This window comes from Caulobacter sp. LjRoot300 (genome assembly GCF_964253875.1).
Lineage (GTDB): Bacteria > Pseudomonadota > Alphaproteobacteria > Caulobacterales > Caulobacteraceae > Caulobacter.
In genome coordinates, this window is the sequence record NZ_CAXUSA020000004.1 from 1 (window position 1) to 22,337 (window position 22,337).

At 68.7% G+C, this 22,337-nt stretch carries 22 protein-coding genes and 1 pseudogene; 12 read left to right on the top strand and 11 right to left on the bottom strand.

All coding sequences use genetic code 11. The features are described from left to right. Window positions 1–110 precede the first annotated feature (110 nt). The 3 genes from ACSQ2G_RS14460 to queC all read right to left on the bottom strand — a co-directional run bounded on the left by ACSQ2G_RS14460 (window position 111) and on the right by queC (window position 2,092). Window positions 111–476 carry a 6-carboxytetrahydropterin synthase gene (locus ACSQ2G_RS14460; protein ID WP_436031988.1) on the bottom strand — a complete coding sequence of 122 codons (366 nt, stop codon included), beginning with the start codon at window positions 474–476 and terminating at the stop codon, window positions 111–113. 74 nt (window positions 477–550) lie between these two features. Next, a complete protein-coding gene (gene queE / locus ACSQ2G_RS14465) occupies window positions 551–1,183 on the bottom strand; it encodes a 7-carboxy-7-deazaguanine synthase (RefSeq protein ID WP_436031990.1) in 633 nt (210 codons plus the stop codon). A 153-nt stretch (window positions 1,184–1,336) separates the two neighbouring features. After that, complete coding sequence (gene queC / locus ACSQ2G_RS14470) at window positions 1,337–2,092, bottom strand: 7-cyano-7-deazaguanine synthase QueC (RefSeq protein ID WP_436031992.1); 756 nt, start codon at window positions 2,090–2,092, stop codon at window positions 1,337–1,339. Window positions 2,093–2,573: 481 nt separating this feature from the next. Between queC and ACSQ2G_RS14475 the strand changes: the two genes are divergently transcribed. From ACSQ2G_RS14475 to ACSQ2G_RS14485, 3 genes are all read left to right on the top strand, one after another. Next, window positions 2,574–5,429, top strand: coding sequence for a TonB-dependent receptor (locus ACSQ2G_RS14475; protein ID WP_436031994.1), 2,856 nt, complete (start codon window positions 2,574–2,576; stop codon window positions 5,427–5,429). Window positions 5,430–5,639: 210 nt separating this feature from the next. Further along, complete coding sequence (locus tag ACSQ2G_RS14480; protein ID WP_436031995.1) at window positions 5,640–6,002, top strand: BlaI/MecI/CopY family transcriptional regulator; 363 nt, start codon at window positions 5,640–5,642, stop codon at window positions 6,000–6,002. Then, complete coding sequence (locus ACSQ2G_RS14485) at window positions 5,999–7,264, top strand: M56 family metallopeptidase (protein ID WP_436031996.1); 1,266 nt, start codon at window positions 5,999–6,001, stop codon at window positions 7,262–7,264. The genes ACSQ2G_RS14480 and ACSQ2G_RS14485 overlap by 4 nt, the downstream gene beginning before the upstream one ends. Before the next feature lie 178 nt (window positions 7,265–7,442). Here ACSQ2G_RS14485 and ACSQ2G_RS14490 read toward each other — a convergent pair whose 3' ends face one another. Then, a complete protein-coding gene (locus tag ACSQ2G_RS14490) occupies window positions 7,443–7,760 on the bottom strand; it encodes a hypothetical protein (protein ID WP_436031998.1) in 318 nt (105 codons plus the stop codon). Between the two features lie 192 nt (window positions 7,761–7,952). On the opposite strand from ACSQ2G_RS14490, the gene ACSQ2G_RS14495 reads away from it, so the two are divergent. Continuing rightward, window positions 7,953–9,479: a response regulator gene (locus tag ACSQ2G_RS14495; protein ID WP_436032000.1), complete on the top strand. Its 1,527-nt coding sequence runs from the start codon at window positions 7,953–7,955 to the stop codon at window positions 9,477–9,479. Window positions 9,480–9,566: 87 nt separating this feature from the next. Here the strand turns inward: ACSQ2G_RS14495 and ACSQ2G_RS14500 are convergent, their stop codons facing one another. Both ACSQ2G_RS14500 and ACSQ2G_RS14505 read right to left on the bottom strand, forming a co-directional pair. Then, window positions 9,567–9,680: a DUF559 domain-containing protein gene (locus ACSQ2G_RS14500; RefSeq protein WP_436032002.1), complete on the bottom strand. Its 114-nt coding sequence runs from the start codon at window positions 9,678–9,680 to the stop codon at window positions 9,567–9,569. A gap of 49 nt (window positions 9,681–9,729) precedes the next feature. Further along, window positions 9,730–9,894 carry a DUF559 domain-containing protein gene (locus ACSQ2G_RS14505; protein WP_436032004.1) on the bottom strand — a complete coding sequence of 55 codons (165 nt, stop codon included), beginning with the start codon at window positions 9,892–9,894 and terminating at the stop codon, window positions 9,730–9,732. 262 nt (window positions 9,895–10,156) lie between these two features. Here ACSQ2G_RS14505 and ACSQ2G_RS14510 point away from each other — a divergent pair, with 262 nt between their 5' ends. After that, a complete protein-coding gene (locus ACSQ2G_RS14510) occupies window positions 10,157–10,648 on the top strand; it encodes a hypothetical protein (RefSeq protein ID WP_436032006.1) in 492 nt (163 codons plus the stop codon). Window positions 10,649–10,793: 145 nt separating this feature from the next. Here ACSQ2G_RS14510 and ACSQ2G_RS14515 read toward each other — a convergent pair. Next, a pseudogene (locus ACSQ2G_RS14515) lies at window positions 10,794–10,901 on the bottom strand (arsenical resistance protein ArsH); the annotation flags it as partial. Between the two features lie 37 nt (window positions 10,902–10,938). Between ACSQ2G_RS14515 and ACSQ2G_RS14520 the strand changes: the two are divergent. The 4 genes from ACSQ2G_RS14520 (at window position 10,939) to ACSQ2G_RS14535 (ending at window position 13,072) form a co-directional block, all read left to right on the top strand. Beyond that, window positions 10,939–11,307, top strand: coding sequence for an ArsR/SmtB family transcription factor (locus tag ACSQ2G_RS14520; RefSeq protein WP_436032008.1), 369 nt, complete (start codon window positions 10,939–10,941; stop codon window positions 11,305–11,307). After that, window positions 11,304–11,978 carry an aquaporin gene (locus ACSQ2G_RS14525; RefSeq protein WP_436032010.1) on the top strand — a complete coding sequence of 225 codons (675 nt, stop codon included), beginning with the start codon at window positions 11,304–11,306 and terminating at the stop codon, window positions 11,976–11,978. The genes ACSQ2G_RS14520 and ACSQ2G_RS14525 overlap by 4 nt, the downstream gene beginning before the upstream one ends. Beyond that, window positions 11,975–12,394, top strand: coding sequence for an arsenate reductase (glutaredoxin) (gene arsC / locus ACSQ2G_RS14530; RefSeq protein WP_436032012.1), 420 nt, complete (start codon window positions 11,975–11,977; stop codon window positions 12,392–12,394). The genes ACSQ2G_RS14525 and arsC overlap by 4 nt, the downstream gene beginning before the upstream one ends. A 183-nt stretch (window positions 12,395–12,577) precedes the next feature. After that, window positions 12,578–13,072, top strand: a complete 495-nt coding sequence (locus ACSQ2G_RS14535) for a CPBP family glutamic-type intramembrane protease (RefSeq protein ID WP_436032014.1) — start codon at window positions 12,578–12,580, stop codon at window positions 13,070–13,072. A gap of 7 nt (window positions 13,073–13,079) precedes the next feature. Here ACSQ2G_RS14535 and ACSQ2G_RS14540 read toward each other — a convergent pair whose 3' ends face one another. From ACSQ2G_RS14540 to ACSQ2G_RS14550, 3 genes are all read right to left on the bottom strand, one after another. Then, complete coding sequence (locus tag ACSQ2G_RS14540) at window positions 13,080–13,436, bottom strand: hypothetical protein (RefSeq protein WP_436032016.1); 357 nt, start codon at window positions 13,434–13,436, stop codon at window positions 13,080–13,082. Between the two features lie 472 nt (window positions 13,437–13,908). Beyond that, window positions 13,909–16,152: a hypothetical protein gene (locus tag ACSQ2G_RS14545; protein ID WP_436032018.1), complete on the bottom strand. Its 2,244-nt coding sequence runs from the start codon at window positions 16,150–16,152 to the stop codon at window positions 13,909–13,911. Between the two features lie 83 nt (window positions 16,153–16,235). Further along, complete coding sequence (locus ACSQ2G_RS14550) at window positions 16,236–17,921, bottom strand: acyl-CoA dehydrogenase family protein (RefSeq protein WP_436032882.1); 1,686 nt, start codon at window positions 17,919–17,921, stop codon at window positions 16,236–16,238. A 128-nt stretch (window positions 17,922–18,049) separates the two neighbouring features. Between ACSQ2G_RS14550 and ACSQ2G_RS14555 the strand changes: the two genes are divergently transcribed. Beyond that, window positions 18,050–18,676, top strand: a complete 627-nt coding sequence (locus ACSQ2G_RS14555) for a glutathione S-transferase family protein (RefSeq protein WP_436032020.1) — start codon at window positions 18,050–18,052, stop codon at window positions 18,674–18,676. Between the two features lie 259 nt (window positions 18,677–18,935). Beyond that, window positions 18,936–19,505: a hypothetical protein gene (locus ACSQ2G_RS14560; RefSeq protein WP_436032021.1), complete on the top strand. Its 570-nt coding sequence runs from the start codon at window positions 18,936–18,938 to the stop codon at window positions 19,503–19,505. A gap of 426 nt (window positions 19,506–19,931) precedes the next feature. On the opposite strand, the gene ACSQ2G_RS14565 is transcribed toward ACSQ2G_RS14560, so the two are convergent. Then, the gene (locus ACSQ2G_RS14565) at window positions 19,932–21,356 is read right to left on the bottom strand and encodes a hypothetical protein (RefSeq protein WP_436032022.1); all 1,425 of its coding nucleotides are present in this window, start codon (window positions 21,354–21,356) and stop codon (window positions 19,932–19,934) included. 270 nt (window positions 21,357–21,626) lie between these two features. Here ACSQ2G_RS14565 and ACSQ2G_RS14570 point away from each other — a divergent pair, with 270 nt between their 5' ends. Beyond that, window positions 21,627–22,202, top strand: a complete 576-nt coding sequence (locus ACSQ2G_RS14570) for an SH3 domain-containing protein (protein ID WP_310082467.1) — start codon at window positions 21,627–21,629, stop codon at window positions 22,200–22,202. Window positions 22,203–22,337 lie beyond the last annotated feature (135 nt).

The following is a 22,337-nucleotide window of genomic DNA, read 5'->3' on the forward strand; positions in this document are numbered from 1 at the left end:
AAGGCCGACGGCGAGCCGGCAGGGGTTCGGGTAAAAACCGGTGAGGGCGTAATCCCTCACCCTCCCAAGCTTCGCTTGGGCCCCTCCCTCTCCCGCCGGGAGAGGGTGACTCAAAGCGCCAGCGCGCAGCTCTCGCCGATCGTCGGGCGCGAGATCACCACGCGCGACAGGCCCGGGAACTGAGGCGTCAGGCGCTCGGCGAAATAGAGGCAGAGGCGCTCCAGGGTCGGGCTCTCCAGCCCGGGGCGGTCGTTCAGCAGGCCGTGGTCCAGCTCGGCGGCGACCGCCTTCAGGGCGGCGTCCAGGCCGTCGAGGTCGGCGACCCAGCCGGCGTCCTGCATGGCCCCGCGCACGCTGGCCTCGACCTTGAACGAGTGGCCGTGCAGCTTGCGGTAGCGATGGTCGGCGGGACCTTGCTCGATATAGTGGGCCGCGTCGAAATGCGCGGCCTTCGTGATCTCGAAGACGGGCTTCATCAGGGTACTTCTTTTGACAAGGCCTGGGAGGCTCTAGCGGCTCGACCCTGTCACCAGGTCGAGCGCCTTATCCGTCAGGGCAGGCCGAGATATTTGTGCGTCTGGACGCTTAAACGCCATTGTGGGTGCGAAAGGCAATAGGCGACGGCCAATTGCGTGTTGCGCTCGCGGTCGGGACCGTCCATCGGCTGCAGGTAGAAGCGCTCGAAATCCAGGCTGGCGAAACGTTCCGGCAGGGCCTTGTCCTGGGGGTAGACCAGCTTCAGCTCCTGGCCGCGGGTCTGCACCACCGGGGCGTCGGCCTTGGGGCTGACGCAGACCCAGTCGATCCCATCAGGGGCCTGGAGCGTGCCGTTGCTCTCCACGGCGATCATGAAGCCGCGGGCGTGCAGGGCGGCGATGGCGGCGGCGTCCAGCTGCAGCAGCGGCTCGCCGCCGGTGCAGACCACCAGGCGGTCGCGCGGCCCGCCGGTCCAGGCGGCCTCGACCGCGTCGGCCAGGGCGTCGGCCGTGGCGAACTTGCCGCCGCCCTCGCCGTCGGTCCCCACGAAGTCGGTGTCGCAGAAGGTGCAGACGGCCTTGGCGCGGTCCTGCTCACGGCCGGTCCACAGGTTGCAGCCGGCGAACCGGCAGAACACCGCCGCCTTGCCCGCCTGCCCGCCCTCGCCCTGCAGGGTGAGGAAGATTTCCTTGACGCTGTAGGTCATCAGGAAGCGCCGCGAACGTGCAAAACGGCTGTCATCCCGGACGAAGCGAAGCGAAGATCCGGGACCGCCGGAAGCGCGGCGCTCAGGCGTCGGTCCCGGATCGGCGCGCTGCGCGCTTGTCCGGGATGACAGCCGTGGTTGGGTGAAGAAAACTCACGCACCGAGCACGCCCCGTCCGCCCGCATCCCACTCCTCATACCCCCGCTGCCTCAGCTCGCAGGCCGGGCATTCGCCGCAGCCGTGGCCCCAGGCGTGCAGCTCGCCGCGGTCGCCCTGGTAGCAGGTGTGGCTCTCGACCACGATCAGGTCGACCAGGTCCTCGCCGCCCAGGGTCTTGGCCAGGGCCCAGGTCTGCGCCTTCGTCAGCTTCATCAGCGGCGTCTCGATGACGAAGTCGCGGTCCATGCCCAGGTTCAGGGCGCTCTGCATGGCGTCCAGGGTGTCGCGGCGGCAGTCGGGATAGCCGGAGAAGTCGGTCTCGCACATGCCGCCGACCAGCGCCCCCAGGCCTCGGCGGTCGGCCAGGGCGGCGGCGTAGATCAGGAACACCAGGTTGCGGCCGGGCACGAAGGTCGAGGGCAGGCCGCGCTCGGTCATCTCGATGGCGACGTCGGCGGTCAGGGCCGACTGGGCCACCGCGCCGAAGCCGGTCAGGTCCAGCACATGGTCCTCGCCCAGGCGCTGCGCCCAATGCGGAAAGCGTTCGGCCATCTGGTGGCGCACGGCGACGCGGGCCTGCATCTCGATGACGTGGCGCTGGCCGTAGTCGAAGCCGACGGTCTCGACCCGGGCGTAGCGCTCCAGGGCCCAGGCCAGGCAGACGCTGCTGTCCTGGCCGCCGGAGAACAGCACCAGGGCGGCGTCGGCCCGCGAGCCGCCGGACGGGGTGGAAACTTCAGGAGTGGACATGGCGTCTCTCTACACGAGGCGCGCGGACTTGGCACGTGGGGGACGGCCATGCGGGCCCGTCCCGACCGTTGCCTGGGCCCCTCACAGACGAACAATCGTTTCGAACGCCGATATTTTGGCTGTACCTTCGGCGCGAATGAGACACTATGAACCGGGCGCTCCGGCAAGACGCGCTTGGGTTTACCGGCCTGAAACCACGCTTGACCTAGGGTCAGGCGCCGGACCGCCTTTTCGAATTTGCATGAAAACTTGCCAAGCTCAGGTGATTTCGCCCCTGGGTAAAGTGAAAACGCGTAACCTATCGCCGATTACTTACACCTTGGCCGGTTGACAGCCCCCAGGGCCAAGTATGCAATCCCTACTATCCTGCGCAGGGCCAGCCGTACGCCCGCGCAGTGTTCAAAAAGTACGGCGACCGAGGAAACAACACGACGCCCGCAGGGTCCGCCATAAGGAGCCGCGACGTCAGGGAGGGAATAGAATGTCGCAATCTCTGCGTATGCGGAGCCTGCTGGCCATGGGCGCGTCCGTGACCGTGCTGGCCGCCGTCGCCGCCCCAGCCTTCGCCCAGACCACGCCCCAGACCGCCGCCGCGCCGAAACCGGCCGCCCAGCAAGGCGGCGGCAACGTGCTCGAGGAACTGGTCGTCACCGCCCAGAAGAAGGAAGAGGCCCTGCAGGACGTGCCGATCGCGGTGTCGGCCTTCAGCCAGGACAGCCTCCAGGCGCAGAAGATCGACGGCGGCCCCAACCTGCAGCAGGCGATCCCGAACGTCACCTTCGCCAAGGGCAACTTCACCAACAGCTTCAACTTCGCGATCCGCGGCATCGGCAACAAGGCCGTCGGCGTCTCGACCGACGGCGGCGTCGGCGTCCACGAAAACAACGCCCCCCTGCAGACGGGCAACCTGTTCGACGCCGAGTTCTTCGACGTCGAGCGCGTCGAGGTGCTGCGCGGCCCGCAAGGCACCCTGTACGGCCGCAACGCCACCGGCGGCGTGGTCAACATCATCACCGCCAAGCCGACCGACACCTTCGAGGCCGAGATCACCGGCGAGCTGGGCAACTACAACACCCGGAAGCTGCGCGGCATGGTCAACCTGCCGATCCTGGGCGACAAGCTGGCCGTCCGCGTGGCCGGCAACTACCTCAAGCGCGACGGCTTCGTCACCAACACCTTCAACAACCACAAGGTCGACGACCGCGACCTGTACTCGACCCGCGTGTCGGTGATGTTCAATCCCATCGACAGCCTGCGCACCAACTTCATGTGGGAGCATTTCAACGAGGACGACAGCCGCGCCCGGGTCGGCAAGCAGCTGTGCACCAAGGACCTGGGCCCGGCCACGGTGGGCGGCGTGCCCAGCGGCGCGGCCCGCGCCTTCCTCAGCCAGGGCTGCCTGCCCGCCTCGCTGTACGGCGACAGCGCCTATGGCACGGTCAACACCTCCGGCACCCTGACCGGCGAGCTGGGCAACATCTTCGGCTTCACCAGCGGCGACGCCAACGCCGGCGACACCGCCAGCCGCGACCTGCGCGAAATCGAGTCGCTGCTCGACCCGATCTACCAGTCGAAATCCGACATCTACCAGTTCAACCTGGCCTACGACCTGACCGACGCCCTGACCTTCACGGCCATGACCTCGTACAGCAAGGGCAAGGTCTATACCAAGCTGGACTACAACCGGAACGTCGCGACCGTGCCGTTCAACAATACGGGCCTGACGCCCGGCGGGTTCTTCAACGATCCGCAAGTGGGAAACACCAACAAGTTCACCACCCTGGACGTCTCGGCGGGCAACTCCAAGCAGTGGAGCCAGGAGGTCCGCCTGCAGTCGAACTTCGACGGCCCGCTGAACTTCAACTTCGGCGGCATCTATTTCGACTACAAGACCGTCACCGACTATTACGTGATCGGCAACTCGCTGACCCTGTCGGCCCTGGCCCTGAACTTCCAGAAGACCGGCAATCCCAACTGCAGCCCGACCGCCCTGCCGACCACCTGCATCGGCATCGACCCCAACGCCACGCCGGACGGCAGCGGCCACAACTATTATGACAACCGCTCACCCTATCACCTGAAGTCCAACGCCCTGTTCGGCGAGCTGTACTGGCAGGCCAACGAGAAGCTGAAGTTCACCCTGGGCCTGCGCCGCACCCACGACGACAAGCGGCTGGACGTCTTCGACACCGTGCTGCTGTCGCCGGGCATCGGCCTCAAGCAGAGCACGACCCACCCGCAGGAAAGGTCGGTGTTCAACGAGCTGACCGGCCGCTTCGGCTTCGACTACAAGCTCAGCGACGACAACCTGCTCTACGCCTTCTATTCCAAGGGCTACAAGGGCGGCGGCTCGAACCCGCCGGCGGCGGCCGGCTCGGCCAGCGTCAAGCCGCAGTTCGACCCCGAATTCGTCAACGCCTTCGAGCTGGGGTCGAAGAACACCCTGCTGGGCGGCAGCCTGATGCTGAACGCCACGGGCTTCTACTACGACTACCAGGGCTACCAGATCTCCAAGATCGTCAACCGCACCTCGGTCAACGAGAACGTCAACGCCACGGTCTACGGCCTGGAGCTGGAGTCGGTCTGGTCGCCGGTCCACAACCTCAAGCTCAACGCCAATGTCGGCTATCTGCACACCAAGATCGGCAGCGGTGTGTCGTCGATCGACACCATGAACCGCACCCTGAGCAACCCGGCCTATACCGTGGTCAAGGCGGGCCCGAGCCTGCCCAATGTCGCGGTCGGTTCCAACTGCGTGCTGACCACCGCCGGGGTCGCCACCCTGATCGCGGCCGGGGCCGGCGCGACCGTGCCGTTCGCCTGCGGCGGTCCTCAGGTGTTCCAGGCCTTCCTGCAGACCCCGGCCGCGGCCGGCGGGGCGGGCCTGCCGGCCCCCACCGCCGCCTTCCTGGCCAACGCCACGGGCCTGTACAACTACGGCGCCGGCTACACGATCGAGGGCAAGGCCGCGGACCTGTCGGGCAACCAGCTGCCCAACTCGCCGCACTGGACCACCTCGGTCGGCGCCCAGTACACCTGGGACTTCTCCGCCGGCTGGTCGGCCACCCTGCGCGGCGACTACTACCGCCAGAGCAAGCAGTATACCCGGGTCTACAACACCGCCTACGACCAGCTGAAGTCGTGGGACAACGCCAACATCACCCTGAAGGTCGAAAAGCCCGAATGGGGCCTGCGGATCGACGCCTACGTCAAGAACCTGGGCAACGACACGCCGATCACCGACGCCTACACCACCGACGACAGCTCGGGCCTGTTCACCAACCTGATCACGCTGGAGCCGCGCACCTACGGCGTCAGCCTGACCAAGTCGTTCTAGGTCAAGGCTTCCCCAGCGGACACTAAGGAGGGCGGCGGAGCGATCCGCCGCCCTTTTCCTTGGCCGACGATCAATCAAGGAACGCCGACCTTTTCCGGAGTCAGTCTCTTCCGAACTGGCCCCTCCAACATTTCGATGACCGCCGGTTGACGAAATGGATGACAGCTGTCAACGTCACATTGTTGACAGCTGTCATCGAAGGACGTGACCATGAAGATCAGTTCGGCGGAGAGCGTGGTGATGGAGGCGCTGTGGCGACGCAGCCCCCTGACCTCGGAGGCGATCATGGCCGAGGTCCGCGAGCCCCAGGGCTGGACCGAGGGCACCGTGAAGGTGCTGATCAGCCGCCTGCTGAAGAAGAAGGCCGTTGGCGCGACCTCGGAGGGGCGACGCTATCTCTATTCGCCGCTCGTCTCGCGCCAGGCCTATGTCGGCAGTGAGAGCCAGGGCCTGCTGGACCGCCTGTTCGACGGCCGCCTAGCCCCGCTGGTGGCCCACTTCTCCGACAGCGACAAGCTGAGCGAGCAGGACGTCGCCGAACTGAAGGCCCTGATCGAGAAGATCGGCAAATGAGCGGCGTGGTCCTGTCCCTGCTGGGGCGCGGCCAGCTGGCCCTGACGATCGGGCTCCTGCTGGTCCTGGTCCTGCGGCGTCCGGTGCGCCAGGCGTTTGGCCCGGCGGCGGCCTATTCTTTGTGGCTGGCCGTACCGTTGTGCCTGCTGGCCGGCCTGCTGCCCGCCCCGGCCCCGACCGGAGCCATGGCCCCGGTGGTCTCGCTGTTCGCCGACGCCGCCTGGCGGGCCAGGCCGATCGCGCGCCAGGCGCGGCAGGTGTCGGACCTTCTGCTGGCCTTGTGGGCGACCGGCGCCGTCGGGGCGGCGGCGCTGTTCGCCCTGCGCCAGGCCCGTTTCGTCCGCGGCCTGGGCCGCCTGGTCCCGTCGCCCTCCGATCCCGCCCTGCTGCTGGGCCAGCACACCGGCGCCGGTCCGCTGCTGCTGGGCGCGCTGCGACCCCGCATCGTCGCGCCCGCCGACTTCGACGCCCGCTTCGAGGGCGCGGCGCGCGAGCTCGTCCTGGCCCACGAGCGCGTGCACCTGGCGCGGGGCGACGCGCTCGTGAACGCCCTGGTCGTCGCCGCGCGGTGCCTGGCCTGGTTCAATCCCCTGGCGCACCTGGCCGCTCGGCGCTTGCGCATGGACCAGGAGATCGCCTGCGACGCGGTCGTGGTCGAACGTCATCCCGACGCTCGCCGTCTCTACGCCGAGGCCTTGCTGAGCAGCGCCCTGACCCCCGTTTCCCCGCCGTTCGGCTGCTACTGGCCAGCCGTGGGCCCCCATCCCCTGAAGGAGAGACTGATGATGCTGCAGATCACTTCGACGACTCCCTATCGCAAGGCGCTCGGCGCCGTCCTGGTCGGCGCGGTGGGCCTGACCGCCGCCGGCGCGGTCTGGGCCGCCATTCCGCCCAAGCCCACCGTCGCCGCGCCCGTCTGGATCCAGCGCCCCGGCGGCGAGGACATGGCGCGCTACTATCCGAAAGCGGCGATCACGGCCGGGGTCGGCGCCGCCAAGGTGGTGATCGACTGCGGGATCACCGGCGAGGGCCGCCTGGACAACTGTCGGGTCCGGCAGGAGGAGCCGGCGCAGTACGGCTTCGGCGAGGCCACGATCCAGCTCGCCAGCCATTTCCGGATGGCCGCCAAGGATCTCGACGGCAAGCCGACGGCCGGCGGCACGGTCCGCATCCCGATCGTGTTCGTCCGCGCCCCCGACCTGGCGCCCGTGAGTTCGGACACGCCCGAACTCGCCAAGCCGGCTCCAGATTCGGCGAGTTAGAGCCTTTCCCGACGAGGCCTACAGCCTGTCCGGACACGAAAACGCCCGCCCCTCACGGAGCGGGCGTCCCGTCTAGCTCAGTCGGCTAGATCAGCAGCAGGAAGGCTGCGGTCGAGAAGATGCGTTTCATGATGATTTTTCCGATTTCAGAGTGATGGGATTTGGTCTGAACGCGGCGTCATCGCGGGGGCGGAAGTTCCGGCGCCAGGGCGCGGCCGGGCGGCAGGAGGGACCTGAGGGGCACGACCGGCGACGCCCCGATCTCGGCCGGCCCGAGGACCGGGGCCTCGGGCGCGACCAGGACGTGGCAGGCCAGCAGGCAGGCGTCGGGGCACGGCGCCGCCTTGCCCTCGTCGGGGCACGGCGCCTCGGCGCAGCACGCGTCGCGCGGCGTCGCGGCGACGGCGGGCAGGACCGGCGCGGCGAACAGCAGGATCGCGCTCAGGAGCATCAGCCCCCGCGCCCACCAGCGGGTTCTCACGATCCCCCATGTCATGCCCCCATCCTGTCCCAACCTACGGAATCAGGGAAGCGGCCGGCGCATCTTACGTAGCCAGCCTCCCTCGCGGGCACGCGCCGCAGGGACAACCGGTCGCAGGCGCCGCGCGTCAAACGCCTTGGCCATTTACGACTCCGCAACGCCAACCGGCGATGGTGAGATCCCAACGACGCCTCGCCGAACGGCTGCATGGACACGCTCGCCCGCCTTATCGACCGCCGAGCCCCGATCGACCCCGCGACGCCGTGCGCCGAGGTCCGGGCGCTGTTCGACGCCCACACGCACATGGCCGCCGTGGCCGTGGCCGTGGACGGCAAGCCGGTGGGCCTGGTCTATCGCGACGTGTTCCTGGGCCAGATGGCGGTGGCGCCCGACCTGGCGCGGCGTCCGATCGTCGAGATCATGGACCGCGCCCCGCGCCTCATCGACGCCAACATGGACGTCGGCGCGTTCGTCGAACGCATCGCCCACAGCGCCATCCCGGTCTTCCGCAGCGCCTATGTCGGCGTCGACGAGGCCGGCGACTATGTCGGCGTCGGCGGGCTGAATTCGCTGCTCACCTCCCACCGCCGCCGCCAGCACGAGGCCGACGAGGCCATGGCCCTGGTCGAGCGCATGGCCCACGACATTGGCGCCCACCTGGACGGCGTGCTGGCCTTCACCGAACGGCTGGAGCAGTCGCGGCTGACGCCCGACGCCAGCGCCTATGTCCGGGCCATCGGCGACACCAGCCGCGACATGAGCCTGGTCCTGGGCCGCGCCATGGACCTGCGCCGCGCGGCGACCGGCGGCCTGGCCCTGTCGCCGGCCCCCGCCCTGCTGCGCGACCTCAGCGACGCCGTCGAGGCCCGCTGGGCGTCCCGCGCCGCCGAGGGCGGCAGCACCCTGCTGTTCTCCTATGACGGCGACCCCGAGGCCGCCGCCCTGATCGACGCCGACCGCGTGCTGCAGGTGTTCGACGCCCTGATCGAGAGCGCCCTGGCTCACGGCCGCGGGGTGATCGAGGCCAGCCTCAAGGCCCGTCCGGTGGAAGGCGGCCTCAGGCTGGAAGCCCGGGTGCGCGACAACGCCGCCGGCTCGGCCGAGGTCCGCCTGGCCCGGGTGTTCGATCCGCTGGGCGCGGCCACCGTCGAGGACCGCAACGAACTGGCCCTGGGCGTCGGCATGGCCCTGGCCCACGGCCTGACCCGGGTCATGGGCGGCCCGCTGCGGGCCGAGGCCAACCTCGGCGCCGGCCTGACCCTGCAGTTCACCCTCACCGTGCCCGCCGCGACCCTGGCGACCGAAGCCGACGACGCGCCGATGATGGACGCCCGCTCGGCCCACATCCTGATCGTCGACGACAACGCCACCAACCGCATGGTCGCCGAGGCGCTGTGCGAGATGTTCGACTGCACCTCCGAGCAGGTGGTCGACGGCGTCGAGGCCGTCGAGGCCGCCAAGTCCGGCCGCTTCGATCTGATCCTGATGGACATCAAGATGCCGCGCATGGACGGCGTCACCGCCACCCGCGCCATCCGCGAACTGCCCGGCCGGGCCGGGTCGGCCCCGATCGTCGCCCTGACCGCCAACGCCGATCCCACCGACGTGGCCACTTACATCGCCGCCGGCATGCAGGACGTGGTCGAAAAGCCGATCAAGCCCGAGCGCCTGGCCGTGGTGCTGTCGGCCCTGCTGGGCGCCGACGACGACGAGGACGCCGAGGCGGCGGCGTAAGGTCGTATCGACCCGTTGCGGACTTGAATCCCTCTCTCTTTGAGAGAGGGAGGGGCCCGCCGCCGCAGGCGGTGGGAGGGTGAGAGGTTACACCCTCTCCGGTCGAAGCACGGCCAGGATGTCGTCGGCGCCCCCGCCGGGATCTGTCAGGACCCGCTTGTTGGGGAACCTCAAGATCAAATAGCCAAACAGTTCCAGCACCCGCGTGCGGCGGGCGTCGTAATCCTCCCGTTCCTGGTGAGCGGCGCCGTCAGTTCGACGGTGAGCTTGCCCAGACGAAGTCGGCGAAATAGCGATCGATCGAGACCTGTCGCAGGAACCTGAAACCGCCCAGCCGGCGGTTGCGCACCAGCTTCCAGAACGCCTTCTGGGCCAGGGTCTGGTGCTGGCGAAGGCGGCGGCCGGTGGCGTCCATGCCGACAGCTTGGGAGCGCCGCAAAGGCCGCGCTACGGAGGGAATCGGGATTTTCCGGCCAGCGGTGAAACCTCTCACCCTCCCACCGCTTCGCGGCGGGCCCCTCCCTCTCTCAAAGAGAGAGGGTTCCAGGGTGCGCCCGCCAATTTCCGACAACCACCCTTTGCGGAAGTTGGGAAAGTCCGCTTCCAGGCTTCAGGCGGCTAAGGTAACTGTCAAGTTTGAGTGACGTTGCTTACAGTTAGGCCTGGGCGGGAAAAATATGGCGGTCATCTATTATCAACTCGCAATCCTTGCGACCCTGATCTTCGTAAGAGTGGCCTTCCCAAAACGCCTCCTATTGGCGGTGCTGATTTGGACAGGCCTTACGACCATCAACCTGTTCTATCCCCCTCTAATCATCATTCAGCTTGCCGTGATCTGGGGAGGGTACGCCCTCCTGAGATCCCGCTCGGCTCCCGTGGTGCTGCCAATGCCCATCGCCACTCCCCGTCACACAGTGCCAATAGCGCCTAGGCTGGAGCCCTCACGGGCAGATACCGAAAGCATCAGCCAGTTCAAAACAGGGGTAACGACGGAAGCAATGGATGCGCCGAACGTCTGGCTGATCCGCAACCGCCATGACCATGAGCAATATTGGGATGGAGAAGCGCACCGCTGGGACATGCTAAGCCTTTCGACCCAAGGGTTCACCGACGCCGAAAAGACAGAGCACGGATTACCGCCAGCCGGGGAATGGGTGCGAGACAACTAATCCAACGATGTCTGCCTTCCCCCCACGACGGGTGGTCACCATGTCCGCTTCCGGCGCCGAAAGCCGGTCCTTGGCGGCTCGGTGCATCGCCATCTTACAGGGGCGAAGCGACGGATTGGAGGGCCTTTCCGCTTGGCCCCGCGGCTCAGGCCGGCGCCTCGTGGCGCGTCGCCGCCGCGCCCAGCTCGACCTGCTCGGCGATCCGGCCGCCAGCCTTGCGCTCGCTGTAACGGTCGACCAGGTAGTCGGCCCGTCATTGATCCGTCTTATATTTCGATCATATTGGAAATATGGAATCGAGAGCCGCCGTCGCCAGCCTGTCCGCCCTGGGCCACGAGGGGCGCCTGGCCATCTTCCGCCTGCTGGTCCAGGCCGGGCCGGCCGGCGTGGCGGCGGGCGAGATCGCACGGCGACTGGACAGCCTGCCCAACACCCTGTCGGCCAATCTCAACGTGCTGTCGCACGCCGGCCTGATCGTCTCGCGCCGCGAGGGGCGGTCGATCGTCTACTCGGCCGACTTCGCGGCCATGAGCGGCCTGCTGGGTTTCCTGATGGAAGACTGCTGCGCCGGCGCGCCGGAGATCTGCGCGCCGCTGGGCGACATCCTGGCCAAGGCCGCCGACTGCGGCCCGGCCTGTTCGCCGTCGCGGCCGTCGTGACCGCCGTCTCCCTGCCGCGCCGCCTGGCCGCCGAGGCGCTGGGATCGGGACTGCTGCTGGCCGTGGTGGTCGGCTCCGGGATCATGGGCGAGCGCCTGGCGGGCGGCAATGTCGCCATCGCCCTGCTGGGCAACACCCTGGCCACCGGCGCGGCCCTGGTCGTGCTGATCACCGTGTTCGGCCCGCTCTCGGGCGCCCATTTCAACCCCGTGGTCACCCTGGTGGCCGCCCTCCGGCGCGACCTGCCCTGGCGCGCGGCCTTGGCCTATCCGCCGGCCCAGCTGGCGGGCGCGGTCCTCGGCGTCTGGTGCGCCCACGCCATGTTCGGCGAGGCGATCTGGCAGGTCTCGACCAAGGCCCGCCTTGGTCCCGCCCAGGCCTTCGCCGAATTCGTCGCCACCTTCGGCCTGGTCGCCACCATCCTGGGCACGGTGCGGTTCCGCCCGGACTTCACGGCCGTGGCCGTGGGCCTCTACATCACCGCCGCCTACTGGTTCACGGCCTCGACATCGTTCGCCAACCCGGCGGTGACGATCGCCCGCAGCCTCAGCGACACCTTCGCCGGCATCGCCCCGTCGGGCGTTGCGGCCTTCATCCTGGCCCAGGCGGCCGGCGCGCTGGTCGCGGCGGCGGTCTTCGGCTGGCTTCTGAAAGACGAGCAGACCTCATGACAGACGCCCCCGACTTCCCCGTGACGATCTTCCACAACCCCGCCTGCGGCACCTCGCGCAACGTGGTGGCCATGGTCCAGGCGGCCGGCTACGCGCCGACGGTCGTGGAGTACCTCAAGGCCGGCTGGACGGCCGAGCAGCTGCGCGACCTGGCCGGCCGGGCGGGCCTTTCCCTGCGCGACCTGCTGCGCGAGAAGGGCACGCCGGCCGCCGAGCTGGGCCTGCTGGACGACGGCGTCGGCGAGGACCGCCTGGTCGAGGCCATGGTCGCCCACCCGATCCTGGTCAACCGCCCGCTGGTGGTCACCCCCAAGGGCGTCCGGCTGTGCCGTCCGTCCGAGACGGTGCTGGACCTGCTGGACCGCAAGCCGGCCAGCTTCACCAAGGAAGACGGCGAGGTGGTGGTGCTGGGGTAGGGGTTACCCTCGCCTGCCCCTACCGTTGTCATCCCGGAAAGCGCGCAGCGCTTGTCCGGGACCCAGGTGAACTGCACCGCACCAGCCCAGTCCCCTGGGTCCCGGACAGCCTCTACGAGGCTTCCGGGATGACAACGTTTGAAGCGTTTCCAGCGCCAGACACCGCGTTCTAGACTGCGGCCCATGCCCCCGCTCCGCCGCCTGCGCCGCGCCCTGACCACCCTGCCCGACACGCGCGGCTGGGCGCTGTGCGGGCTGGTCGCCGCGGTCACGGGCGGGGCGATGGCCGCCCTGGGGTTCTCGACCGGCCTCTACGCCGTGACCCCGACGGAGCCCGGCCTGCCGCTGCGGCTGCTGACCGTGCTGTTCGTGCCGGCCCTGGGCGAGGAGATCCCGTTTCGCGGCCTGCTGGTCCCGGCCCGCGATGAAGCCGCCCGACCCTGGACGGCCATCGCGCTCTCGACCGCCCTCTATGTCGCCTGGCATCCGCTGGAGGCCCTGACCTTCCTGCCGAAGGCGACGATGTTCCTGCGCCCGGACTTCCTGGCCTGCACCGCGATTCTGGGCCTGGGCTGCGCGCTGATGCGCTGGCGGACCGGCTCGCTGTGGCCGGCGGTGATCCTGCACGGCGGCTTCGTGGTGGTCTGGCAGACCTGGCTGGGCGGGGTGCGGCTTTAGAGGCCGCCTAGAACGAGAACGCCAGCTTGGCGCCGAGGAACTTGCCGTCGGGGTCGTAGCCGCGGGCCCGCCCGGCCCCGCTGTCGTCGGCGTTGGGCTTGAGGCCGCACAGCAGGCCCGCGCCCAGCAGGGCGTCGCCGGCCACCTTGCCCTCGACCGAGGTCCGCGCCACGCCGGGCGGCAGCGGAACCGGCGCGCGCGAATACAACACCGGCAGGCCCGGCGCGGTCAGGTCCAGCGGCTTGGCCGGGGCCAACGACAGCCGGGGCCCGGCGGCGGGCGCGGCGACCTCGGCCTGGGCGACTCCGGCCAGTGCGAAGGCCGCGACCAGGGCCAGCGCGGCGGGGCGAAGAACGGACGTCATAGCTGCAAGATGGGAAGCCGGCGGCGCGCGCCAAGGGCCACGCCCGTCCGCCCGTCGGCAAGGGCGCGGCGGAGGCCCGTCCCCGCGACGCTGCACCGCAGCATTGAAGCTTGAAAATGACAACGTTGTCATTTATAGAGGCGTTGTTGGAGGCGTCGATCGACGCCTCGGTTCGAACCGGAAAAACCCATGCTCAGCCTGATCGTCCTGACCCTTTCGGCCATCAAGGCGCAACGCGCCGCGGCCTGAAGAGCCGCCCTTCGGGCCGGCGTCGAAAAGGCCCGCGAACCCGGTTCGCGGGCCTTTTTCGTTGTGCGCCGCAGCAAGCCGGTTACGACGCCCGGCGTTCCGCTCGTTGCTTGATCAGGGCCAGCAGCCCGGCGTCTTCATCCCGTAGCGGGTCTCCAGCGTCACTCGGGTGCGGCCGGCGCCCAGATTGAGGTTCAGATCGCCAGGACCGCAAAACGCAGACCTAGCGCGCGCGGGGATAGATCGGCTTTGCCGCGGGCGGCGACGCCGCGACGTGAGGCGCCAGCCCTCCGACAGCGGCCAACTCAATGTCGTCAAAGAAGGGCGTGCTCATGGACTGCTCGCTCGCGCCAGCCTGCAGCCCCGCCATTCCCGACCGATAAAGCGTGTCGGAGGCCTTCACGACCGGCCGGCCATCGACGAACCCGATCAAGCTGCTCCCCTGCATTTGCAGCTTCAGCCGATGCCAGCCACTAGGCCCCATCCCGGCAAACCGCCCGGTCGCGAGGGTCTTTTCGCCGCCCTCGCCGGTATCCGCGCCGCTCTTGATGATCGCCTGCTGCACGGCGTCGCCCACGAGCGCCTTCTTGTCGACCTTGCCGCGAACGGCCACGATGCTGACCTCGCCGGCTGATGACAACCGCAAGACATAGCCCTTCGGGATGGAGCCGTAGCCGCTTCCGACATCGTTGATCCGGCCCATCACGCCGCCGGTTTCGCCGGGTTTCAGATAGATGTCGGCGCTGACGGCGTAGTCCTGCCACTGGTCGTCCCCGAGGATGGTGTAGGGGAGCCAGCCGGGGGCCCAGGATATGGGATGAGTTGGCGCTGCCTGGCGAAGGCAAACACCCTTGCGCTGGGGACAGCGCGCCAGTTCGAACGCCCCGTAGATGTCGGCGAAATAGCGGGGCAGATAGCCCCATCGCGCGGGCTGGTCATAGTCGCCGAACGTCTCGCGGTACGGAAAAGGAAAGGGTCTGGCGTCGGGCACAGCGTCGAAACGCCCCTTCTGCTGTCCGCGGGTCGTGGTGAAGGAGTAGACGGCCCCTGGCTCGAGCCGGAGGGTTGCGGCGCCATTGGACAACGCGACGTCGGGCTGGCGTACGAACTGTTCGGCCGCGGTGCTTCGCCATACGGCCAGCGGCCCTGAAGCGAGATTGAGGGCGTCGATCCGGACGGACTGGGCCTCTTTCGCGTCGGCGGTTTCTACAATGATGCTGTAGTCGTTGCTGGGTGATTTCAGCGCGACGAAGGTTCCGCCGCCTTTCAGCGCGCCGCTTCCGCCCGCCAGATAGGTCCAGCCAATCTCCGTAAACTGACCGTAGTGGGCATAGGCCCAGAGCTTGGGGTTGACGACATACCGGCCGCTCCAGGGCCAGTTCGCCCGGACAAGGGCCTCCTTCTCTCCCGAATAGGGCTCCATCGTGTACAGCCCCGCGATACCGTACCAGTCGGTGATCCTGGTGAAGCCGTCGATGATATAGCCTTCGTTGAACGACTTGACGGTGTTGAGGAGCCCTTCATAGCCAGCCTGGTAGACGTGCTGTTCGGTGTTCCAGAGCGGCTTGCCCATCTGTGCGGCCAATAGCCTGACCTCTGGCGAGACCTTCGTACCTTCCACCGGGCTGACATGCGCGCTGGCGATGTCGAGCGCCGCGCGCAAGGACCCGTCGCGGGCCATGTCCTTGACGAAGTCGAAGCGGTCGTCCTGCCAATTGTCGAAGCCGTGAAGCCGGACGGCGGCGAAGCCATTGGCGTCGAGCGCCCGCCGCATGGCCTTGGCGAAATCGTAGCTGACGCCCTTTTCGTTACGAAGGCCCATCGCATCGAGAGTCAGGCCGTGCACGTCGCGCAGGCCCTTGAGCCAGGAGATGTAATAGTCGACCCCGTCTTTCGAGAAGAACGGCTCGTCGGCATGGCCATAGCGGACGCCGCGGTCGCCCACCCAGCCGGGGGCGCTCCAGGCCGCTCCGTCGAGCGAAAGCCGGGGATTGCGCCGGCGAGCCTCGGTCATGACCCACCAGATATAGCCGCGACCGTAGTTGAGATCGTCCCGGCTGTGCATGTGGCTTGGCATCGAGCCCTGGGTCGAGTTGCCGTCGCCGGGGATTTCGACATAGAGCGCGCTGACGGACGCGCCGAATTTCGGCTTGTACACCAGATCGAGAATTTGCCGCCGCTGCGGCTCCGGATAGTCCTTCAGAAGGACCGAGGTCGCGCCACCGCCGTCGACCACCCCGATGCCCTCGAACGTCGCCCCGGTCGCCTTGCCGTCGAGATGCAAAGGGGTGACGGCCTTGTCCTCGGCCGTGGCCGGTTGAGCGGCCAGAAGAAGGGCCGCACCTAGCGCCGCGATCGTTCCGTAAAAGCCGTTCATCGATTCATCCCCATCATCGATCGCCGACTTCCAGACCACATCGAACGCTTTTTGTCGGACAAAATCGTTCACATCGTTCCATTCGGCCATTCCGGAGGTCTGCTAGGGTCGGCTCTCCCCCCGGCCCGGCTCTCCGCCCACGCGCCGTTCCAGCGCTTCGGCGCGGGTGGGGCCTAATTCCCCTCCTCCAGCAGCCGCCGGGCGATGACCTGGGCCTGGATCTCGCCGGCGCCCTCGAAGATGTTGAGGATCCGGGCGTCGGCCAGCAGGCGGCTGGCGGCGTATTCCAGGGCGAAGCCGTTGCCGCCGTGGATCTGCAGGGCGTTGTCGGCGGCGGCCCAGGCGACGCGGGCGGCGACCAGCTTGGCCATGCCGGCCTCCAGGTCGCAGCGCTTGCCCTCGTCCTTCTGGCGGGCGGCGTAATAGGTCAGCTGGCGCACGCCCATGATCTCGGCGGCCATCATCGCCAGCTTGTTGTGGACGCGGGGGAACTCGAAGATCGCCTGGCCGAACTGCTGGCGGTCCAGGGCGTAGGCCAGGCCGGTCTCCAGCGCCGCCTGGGCCACGCCGACGGCGCGGGCGGCGGTCTGGATGCGGGCGCTCTCGAAGGTGGCCATCAGCTGCTTGAAGCCCTGGCCCGGGACGCCGCCCAGCAGGTTCGCGGCCGGCACCGCGAAGCCGTCGAAGGCGAGCTCGTATTCCTTCATGCCGCGATAGCCGATCACCCCGATCTCGCCGCCGCTCATGCCGTCGGCCGGGAAGTCGTCGCCTTCGACGCCGCGCGGCTTCGGCGCCAGCAGCATCGACAGGCCGCGATAGTCGGCGGTGGCCGGGTCGGTGCGGACCAACAGGGTCATGACGTCGGCGCGGGCGGCGTGGGTGATCCAGGTCTTGTTCCCGGTCACGCGGTACTGGTCGCCTTGCAGTTCGGCGCGGGTGCGCAGGCTGCCCAGGTCCGAGCCGGTGTTGGGTTCGGTGAAGACGGCGGTCGGCAGGATCTCGGCCGAGGCGATCCTGGGCAGCCAGTATTGCTTCTGCGCCTCGGTGCCGCCGGTCAGGATCAGCTCGCCGGCGATCTCCGAGCGGGTGGCCAGCGAGCCGACGCCGATCCAGGCCCGCGACAGCTCCTCGGACACCACGCACATGGCGGTCTTGCCCATGCCGCTGCCGCCGTACTCTTCGGGGATGGTCAGGCCGAACACGCCCAGGGCGCCCAGCTCCTCGACCAGCTCGATCGGGATCAGCTGGTCCTGCAGGTGCCAGTCCTGGGCGAACGGCGTGACCTTCTCCTCGGCGAAGGCGTGGAACTGGTCGCGGACCATCTCGAAGGTCTCGTCCAGCCCCGTCCGCTCCAGGGTCGGGCGGCCGCGGGCCTCGGCCAGGCGGCGGGCGAGGCGGGTCTTCACCGCCTGGGTCCCGCCCTCGACCATCAGCTTCATCAGGCCGTTGGAATAGAGCCGGTTCAGCACCGCGCGGTCGGTGACCAGGTGGGCCGGGCGGACGATCTCGCCCTGGTTCATCGGCACGCCGCCGACCAGCTGGGCGCAGTATTCGGAGAACAGCAGCTGGGCCAGCAGGGCCTCGACCTCGCCGAACCGGCCCTCGGCCTCCAGCCGCTCGGCCCAGCCGGCCACCTGGTTCATCAGCTCGGCATAGGCGGCGTACCAGCCATAGCCGTGCACCTGGTGCTGGTGTTCGTCGGCCAGGGCGCGGTCGATCCGGCCGTCGGGGCCGGCGATCGCCGCCTTCACCGCCGGCCTGGCCTCGGCCACGAACAGCTGGGCGGCCCCGGCGGCCTCGCGCAGCAGCATGGTCAGGCCGGGCAGGATCGGGGACTGGGGGGATTCCTGGGCGACCATTTCTCCAAGGGTTGGGGCGGTCATGGCTTGCTCCCGTGCGCCAAACAGTTGTTTTCTTTCACTGTGGAGCCTTTCGCAGCTGCGAGCAATGCCGCAGCGCAGCATAACGGCCCATCGAGGGAAGAAACATGCTGGTCGTCCACCATCTCAACGAGTCGCGCTCGCAGCGGATCCTCTGGCTGCTGGAGGAGCTGGCCCTGCCCTACGAGGTCCGCTTCTACGAGCGCGATCCCCAGACCCGCCTGGGGCCGCCGGCCCTGCTGCAGGTCCACCCGCTGGGCAAGTCGCCGGTGCTGACCGACGGGGCGGCGACGATCATCGAGAGCGGGGCCATCACCGACTATGTCATCCGCCGCCACGCCGGCGGCCGGCTGGCCCCCGACCCGGCCAGCCCCGGCTATGACGCCTACCAGCAGTGGCTGCACTATGCCGAGGGCTCGGCCATGCTGCCGATGCTGCTGCGGCTGTATGTCGGCCGGCTGGGCGAGGCCGGCGCGCCGCTGCACCCGCGCATCGACAGCGAGATGGCCAACCACCTGGCCTATGTGGACGGCGCGCTGGCCGGCCGCGACTTCTTCGTCGGCGACGATTTGACCGGGGCCGACATCCAGATGAGCTTCGTGGCCGAGGTCGCCAAGGCGCACGGCCGGCTGGCCGACTATCCCAACCTTTCGGCCTGGATCGGCCGCATGCACGCGCGGCCGGCCTGGCGAGCGGCGCTGGAGAAGAGCGGGCCGTACAAGCTGGGGGACTAGGCGCGACAGGACGCCCCCTCCGTCCGCTTCGCGGCCACCTCCCCCGTTTCACGGGGGAGGAGAAGTTCCGCATCCTCCTCACCCGCATCGCGGGGGAGGTGGCGCGATGCGGATACGCATCGTGACGGAGGGGGTGTCCGCCGCCGCCGAAATCTCTCGCCCCAGGGTTACGCACAGCCGCGTGCTCACGCGCGCTTCACAAGCTTGGCGATATCGGGTTAGGTGGAGGCGCGGGATGGGGCCCGCGGGGGAAATATCTTTGAAACTGTTCCATAAAGCCGCCGTCGCGGTGCTGTTCGCCATGGCCGCGACCACCGTCCACGCCCAGACCGTCAAGGTGCCGGAAGGCACCGAGGTGGTGATCAGCGTCGACGACAAGCTGTCGTCGGACACCAGTCACGAGGGCGACCGCTTCTCGATCAGCCTGGTCGACGACATCGTCCTGGCCGACGGCACGAAGCTGCCGGCCGGCCTGAAGGGCGCGGGGGAAGTCACCCACGCCAAGAAGAAGGGCATGATGGGCAAGCCGGGCGAACTGAACGTCCGCTTCGACTACATCAAGGCCGGCGACACCAAGATCAAGCTGCGCGGCCAGAAGGGCGCGGAGGGCGACGCGCGCTATGGCACGACGATCACCCTGACCGTGCTGTTCGGCCCGCTGGGCCTGATCAAGCACGGCAAGGACGTCGAGATCAAACCCGGCCAGCGGATGACCATCTTCACCGACGCCGACGCCTCGGTGGACCTGCCGGGCGCTCCGGTGATCCCGGCCGCCGCGCCGGCGGCGGCTCCCGTCGCGACCGCCGCGCCGGTCGGCACCGCCAACTAGGCTTTCGGTCTTTCGACATGGCGAAGCCCCCTCCTACCGGAGGGGGCTTTTTCTTTGCGCCCAAGGCCCCATCGGCGGTCAACGCCGTGCGTGGTCCTCGTCCTTCGACAAGCTCAGGATGAGGACCAGTATTAGGGCCGTGTCAGTAGAAAACCTCATCCTGAGCTTGTCGAAGGACGAGGTTTTCGGCCCCGGGATCTGAACGCCGATCCGTTCCAGCCCTTTCCTGCGGGCGATCGCCTGTTGGTTCCCAGCCCAAAGAACTGTCATCCCGGACAAGCCCGGCGAAAGCCGGGCGCCGATCCGGGACCGCCGCAAGCGCAGGCGTTCAGGCCCCGGTCCCGGATCTTCGCGCTGCGCGCTCGTCCGGGATGACAGCCTCTTTGCCCCGTGGGCGCCCTCGCCCCTCCGCGAGAGAGCCAGCCCCTACGGCGGCGCGTCGGCCACGGCCCAGGAGAAGTCGGTGTGGGTGGTCAGGGTGGTGAAGTAGTTGGGGTCGGTGAAGAAGGCGATCGGCTTTTTGTAGTCGGCCGGGTAGCTGGCATTGCCGATCAGCGCCACGCCGTGGCAGCTGACGCAGTTGGAGGTGACTCCGACCGGAATGCCGGGCGAGGTCTCCAGATAGGGGTTGAAGCACACCGTCATGGTCGCGCCCCCCGACGTCGTCGTCTGGGCGTAGGCCGTGCAGGCGGCGTAGTTGTTCCATGGCGCGCCCAGGCCGGACGGCTGGCCCTGCTTGCTGCCCGGGAAGTTGTTGGGCGTGTCGCCGCCCGGCTGCCACCAGAAGGTCTGCCAGGTCCAGAACGGGATCTCCTTGGTGTTGACGTGCATGGCCAGCAGCACGCTGTAGTCGCCCGCCGCGGCCTGGACCGCCCCGTTCTCGGTGGCCGCGTTGAAGCTCTGGGCCTCGGCGGCGTTCATCTGGTCGGCGTAGAAGGTGCTCAGCGGCGCCCACAGATAGGTCTTGCAGGCCAGGTGCTGGGCCTGGACGCTGGCGGCGACGCTGCTGATCTCGGCCGTCGTCGCGGCGCGGACCGCGCCGCTCGCGCCCGGCTGGACCAGCACGCAGGTCATCCAGGTGTCGGGCGTGGGATGGGTGGCGTTGGTCGAGGCCGAGGGTCCCTGCCACAGCGGCTGGACGGTCAGGCCGCTGGCCTTGACCAGGCCGAACACCGGCTTGGTCTCGATGGCCTGGACCGGGAATTCGTTGATCCCCCGGTTCTGCGGCGTGGTCCCCGCCGGCCAGGCGGCGTTCAGCTTGGTCAGGCTGGCGCTGCTGGCGTAGGAATAGGTCCCGCCGCCGGGCCCGGATTGCGGCGCGCCGATGAAGCCGGCGGCCTGCGGGTCGAACTTGACGTCGACCGCGATCGGGAACTTGGCGTGGGCCGCCATCGCCAGCGCCCGCAGCCGTGCGTCCTTGGTGTGGTGGAACTGGGCCGGCGATTGGAACCTGCGATCGGCGCCAGGTTTGGCCGCCGCCTCGGTCTTGAGCGAGGCGTTCTGGGCCTGGGGCTGGGGGAAGACGGTCGTGGCGTCGGCCCAGGTGTCCCAGATCGGCAGCTGCTGCTGACCCACGGACTGGCCCGACGGGGCGGTCATGGCCTGCCACAGGCTCCAGGCGTGGCCCTGGATCGCGGCCGTGTCGTTGTTGGCCACCCAGCCGTTGATCGTCGCGGCCGGCACCGGGAAGTTCGGTCCGACCGGCAGGGGCACCGGCGTCACCGCGGCCGTGGCCGCCGCCGCCGGGGTCGCCTTCTCGCCGCCGCCCGCCGTCTTGGCGCCGTCGCAGCCGCCCACGGCCAGCACCGCCATCGCGGCCGCCGCCGTCAGACCGATGTCGCGCCTGTTCATTCCAGCCCCTCCGTCGCCACCCGTGGCCGCACCCGGACCGGACGCGCGCACAGGTAGTAGCGTCCACGAATCCACAATCGTCAATAGAAATGGAATTTGCCGCTCGGATAACGCGACTTGTGGACAGGCGGTGTGGATAGGCGGAAAGAAATCTTCACATGAACGAAATCTGTCAATCGACCTGACGGCGCCGTTCAGCTTCGCCTTGGCATGGTGCATCTCACGGGGCCGACGGCTCCGGAGCCATCAAGGGACGAAGGACTAACGACCATGACCAACACCAAGACCATCCAGACGATCGCCGCGAGCCTGGCCATGGCCGCCACCGCCCTGACCCTGGTCGCGGCGCCCACCGCGGCCAGCGCCATGTCGCAGAAGCTGGGCGGGGTCGTCGGCTGCGACGCCTCGGGCGGCAAGCAGGAAGTCGGCGCCGTGCTCGGCGGCGTCCTGGGCGCCGTCGCCGGCAACAAGCTGGCCAAGCACGACCGGGGCACGGGCACCGCCATCGGCGCCGTGGTCGGGGCGGGCGCGGGCTCCTACGCCGGCTGCCAGATGCAGAAGAGCCGGGCGGCCAACAACGCCGGCGGCGTCTACACCAGCAACGGCATCCGCGTCGCCAGCTCGGTCGATGCGGTTCCGATGACCAAGATCAAGGGCAAGTATGTCGCCCGCTCGACCCTGAACCTGCGCAGCGGCGCCTCGACCCGCGCCCAGGCCGTGGGCTCGGTCCAGGCCGGCGAGACCTTCCAGGCCCTGGGCCGCACCGGCGACGGCAAGTGGATCCTGGTCGGCCAGGACGGCGTCGGCGTGGGTTACGTCTCCAGCGCCTACGTCTACCGGGCGTAACACCACTGGGGACAGGCGCATGCGCCTGTCCCCGACAATTGATACCGCTGGGGACAGGCACATGTGCCTGTCCCCGACAGGGGCCGCTTAGCGTCAGGCCCAGCAAGGCAAGCCCGTCTGCTCCCCCCGGCAGGC

Coding starts and splice junctions, on each gene's coding strand:
- ACSQ2G_RS14460 (WP_436031988.1), bottom strand. CDS start 476: ATGAAGCCCGTCTTCGAGATCACGAAGGCCGCGCATTTCGACGCGGCC.
- queE (WP_436031990.1), bottom strand. CDS start 1,183: ATGACCTACAGCGTCAAGGAAATCTTCCTCACCCTGCAGGGCGAGGGC.
- queC (WP_436031992.1), bottom strand. CDS start 2,092: ATGTCCACTCCTGAAGTTTCCACCCCGTCCGGCGGCTCGCGGGCCGAC.
- ACSQ2G_RS14475 (WP_436031994.1), top strand. CDS start 2,574: ATGTCGCAATCTCTGCGTATGCGGAGCCTGCTGGCCATGGGCGCGTCC.
- ACSQ2G_RS14480 (WP_436031995.1), top strand. CDS start 5,640: ATGAAGATCAGTTCGGCGGAGAGCGTGGTGATGGAGGCGCTGTGGCGA.
- ACSQ2G_RS14485 (WP_436031996.1), top strand. CDS start 5,999: ATGAGCGGCGTGGTCCTGTCCCTGCTGGGGCGCGGCCAGCTGGCCCTG.
- ACSQ2G_RS14490 (WP_436031998.1), bottom strand. CDS start 7,760: ATGACATGGGGGATCGTGAGAACCCGCTGGTGGGCGCGGGGGCTGATG.
- ACSQ2G_RS14495 (WP_436032000.1), top strand. CDS start 7,953: ATGGACACGCTCGCCCGCCTTATCGACCGCCGAGCCCCGATCGACCCC.
- ACSQ2G_RS14505 (WP_436032004.1), bottom strand. CDS start 9,894: ATGGACGCCACCGGCCGCCGCCTTCGCCAGCACCAGACCCTGGCCCAG.
- ACSQ2G_RS14510 (WP_436032006.1), top strand. CDS start 10,157: ATGGCGGTCATCTATTATCAACTCGCAATCCTTGCGACCCTGATCTTC.
- ACSQ2G_RS14520 (WP_436032008.1), top strand. CDS start 10,939: ATGGAATCGAGAGCCGCCGTCGCCAGCCTGTCCGCCCTGGGCCACGAG.
- arsC (WP_436032012.1), top strand. CDS start 11,975: ATGACAGACGCCCCCGACTTCCCCGTGACGATCTTCCACAACCCCGCC.
- ACSQ2G_RS14535 (WP_436032014.1), top strand. CDS start 12,578: ATGCCCCCGCTCCGCCGCCTGCGCCGCGCCCTGACCACCCTGCCCGAC.
- ACSQ2G_RS14540 (WP_436032016.1), bottom strand. CDS start 13,436: ATGACGTCCGTTCTTCGCCCCGCCGCGCTGGCCCTGGTCGCGGCCTTC.
- ACSQ2G_RS14545 (WP_436032018.1), bottom strand. CDS start 16,152: ATGGCCGAATGGAACGATGTGAACGATTTTGTCCGACAAAAAGCGTTC.
- ACSQ2G_RS14550 (WP_436032882.1), bottom strand. CDS start 17,921: ATGGTCGCCCAGGAATCCCCCCAGTCCCCGATCCTGCCCGGCCTGACC.
- ACSQ2G_RS14555 (WP_436032020.1), top strand. CDS start 18,050: ATGCTGGTCGTCCACCATCTCAACGAGTCGCGCTCGCAGCGGATCCTC.
- ACSQ2G_RS14565 (WP_436032022.1), bottom strand. CDS start 21,356: ATGAACAGGCGCGACATCGGTCTGACGGCGGCGGCCGCGATGGCGGTG.
- ACSQ2G_RS14570 (WP_310082467.1), top strand. CDS start 21,627: ATGACCAACACCAAGACCATCCAGACGATCGCCGCGAGCCTGGCCATG.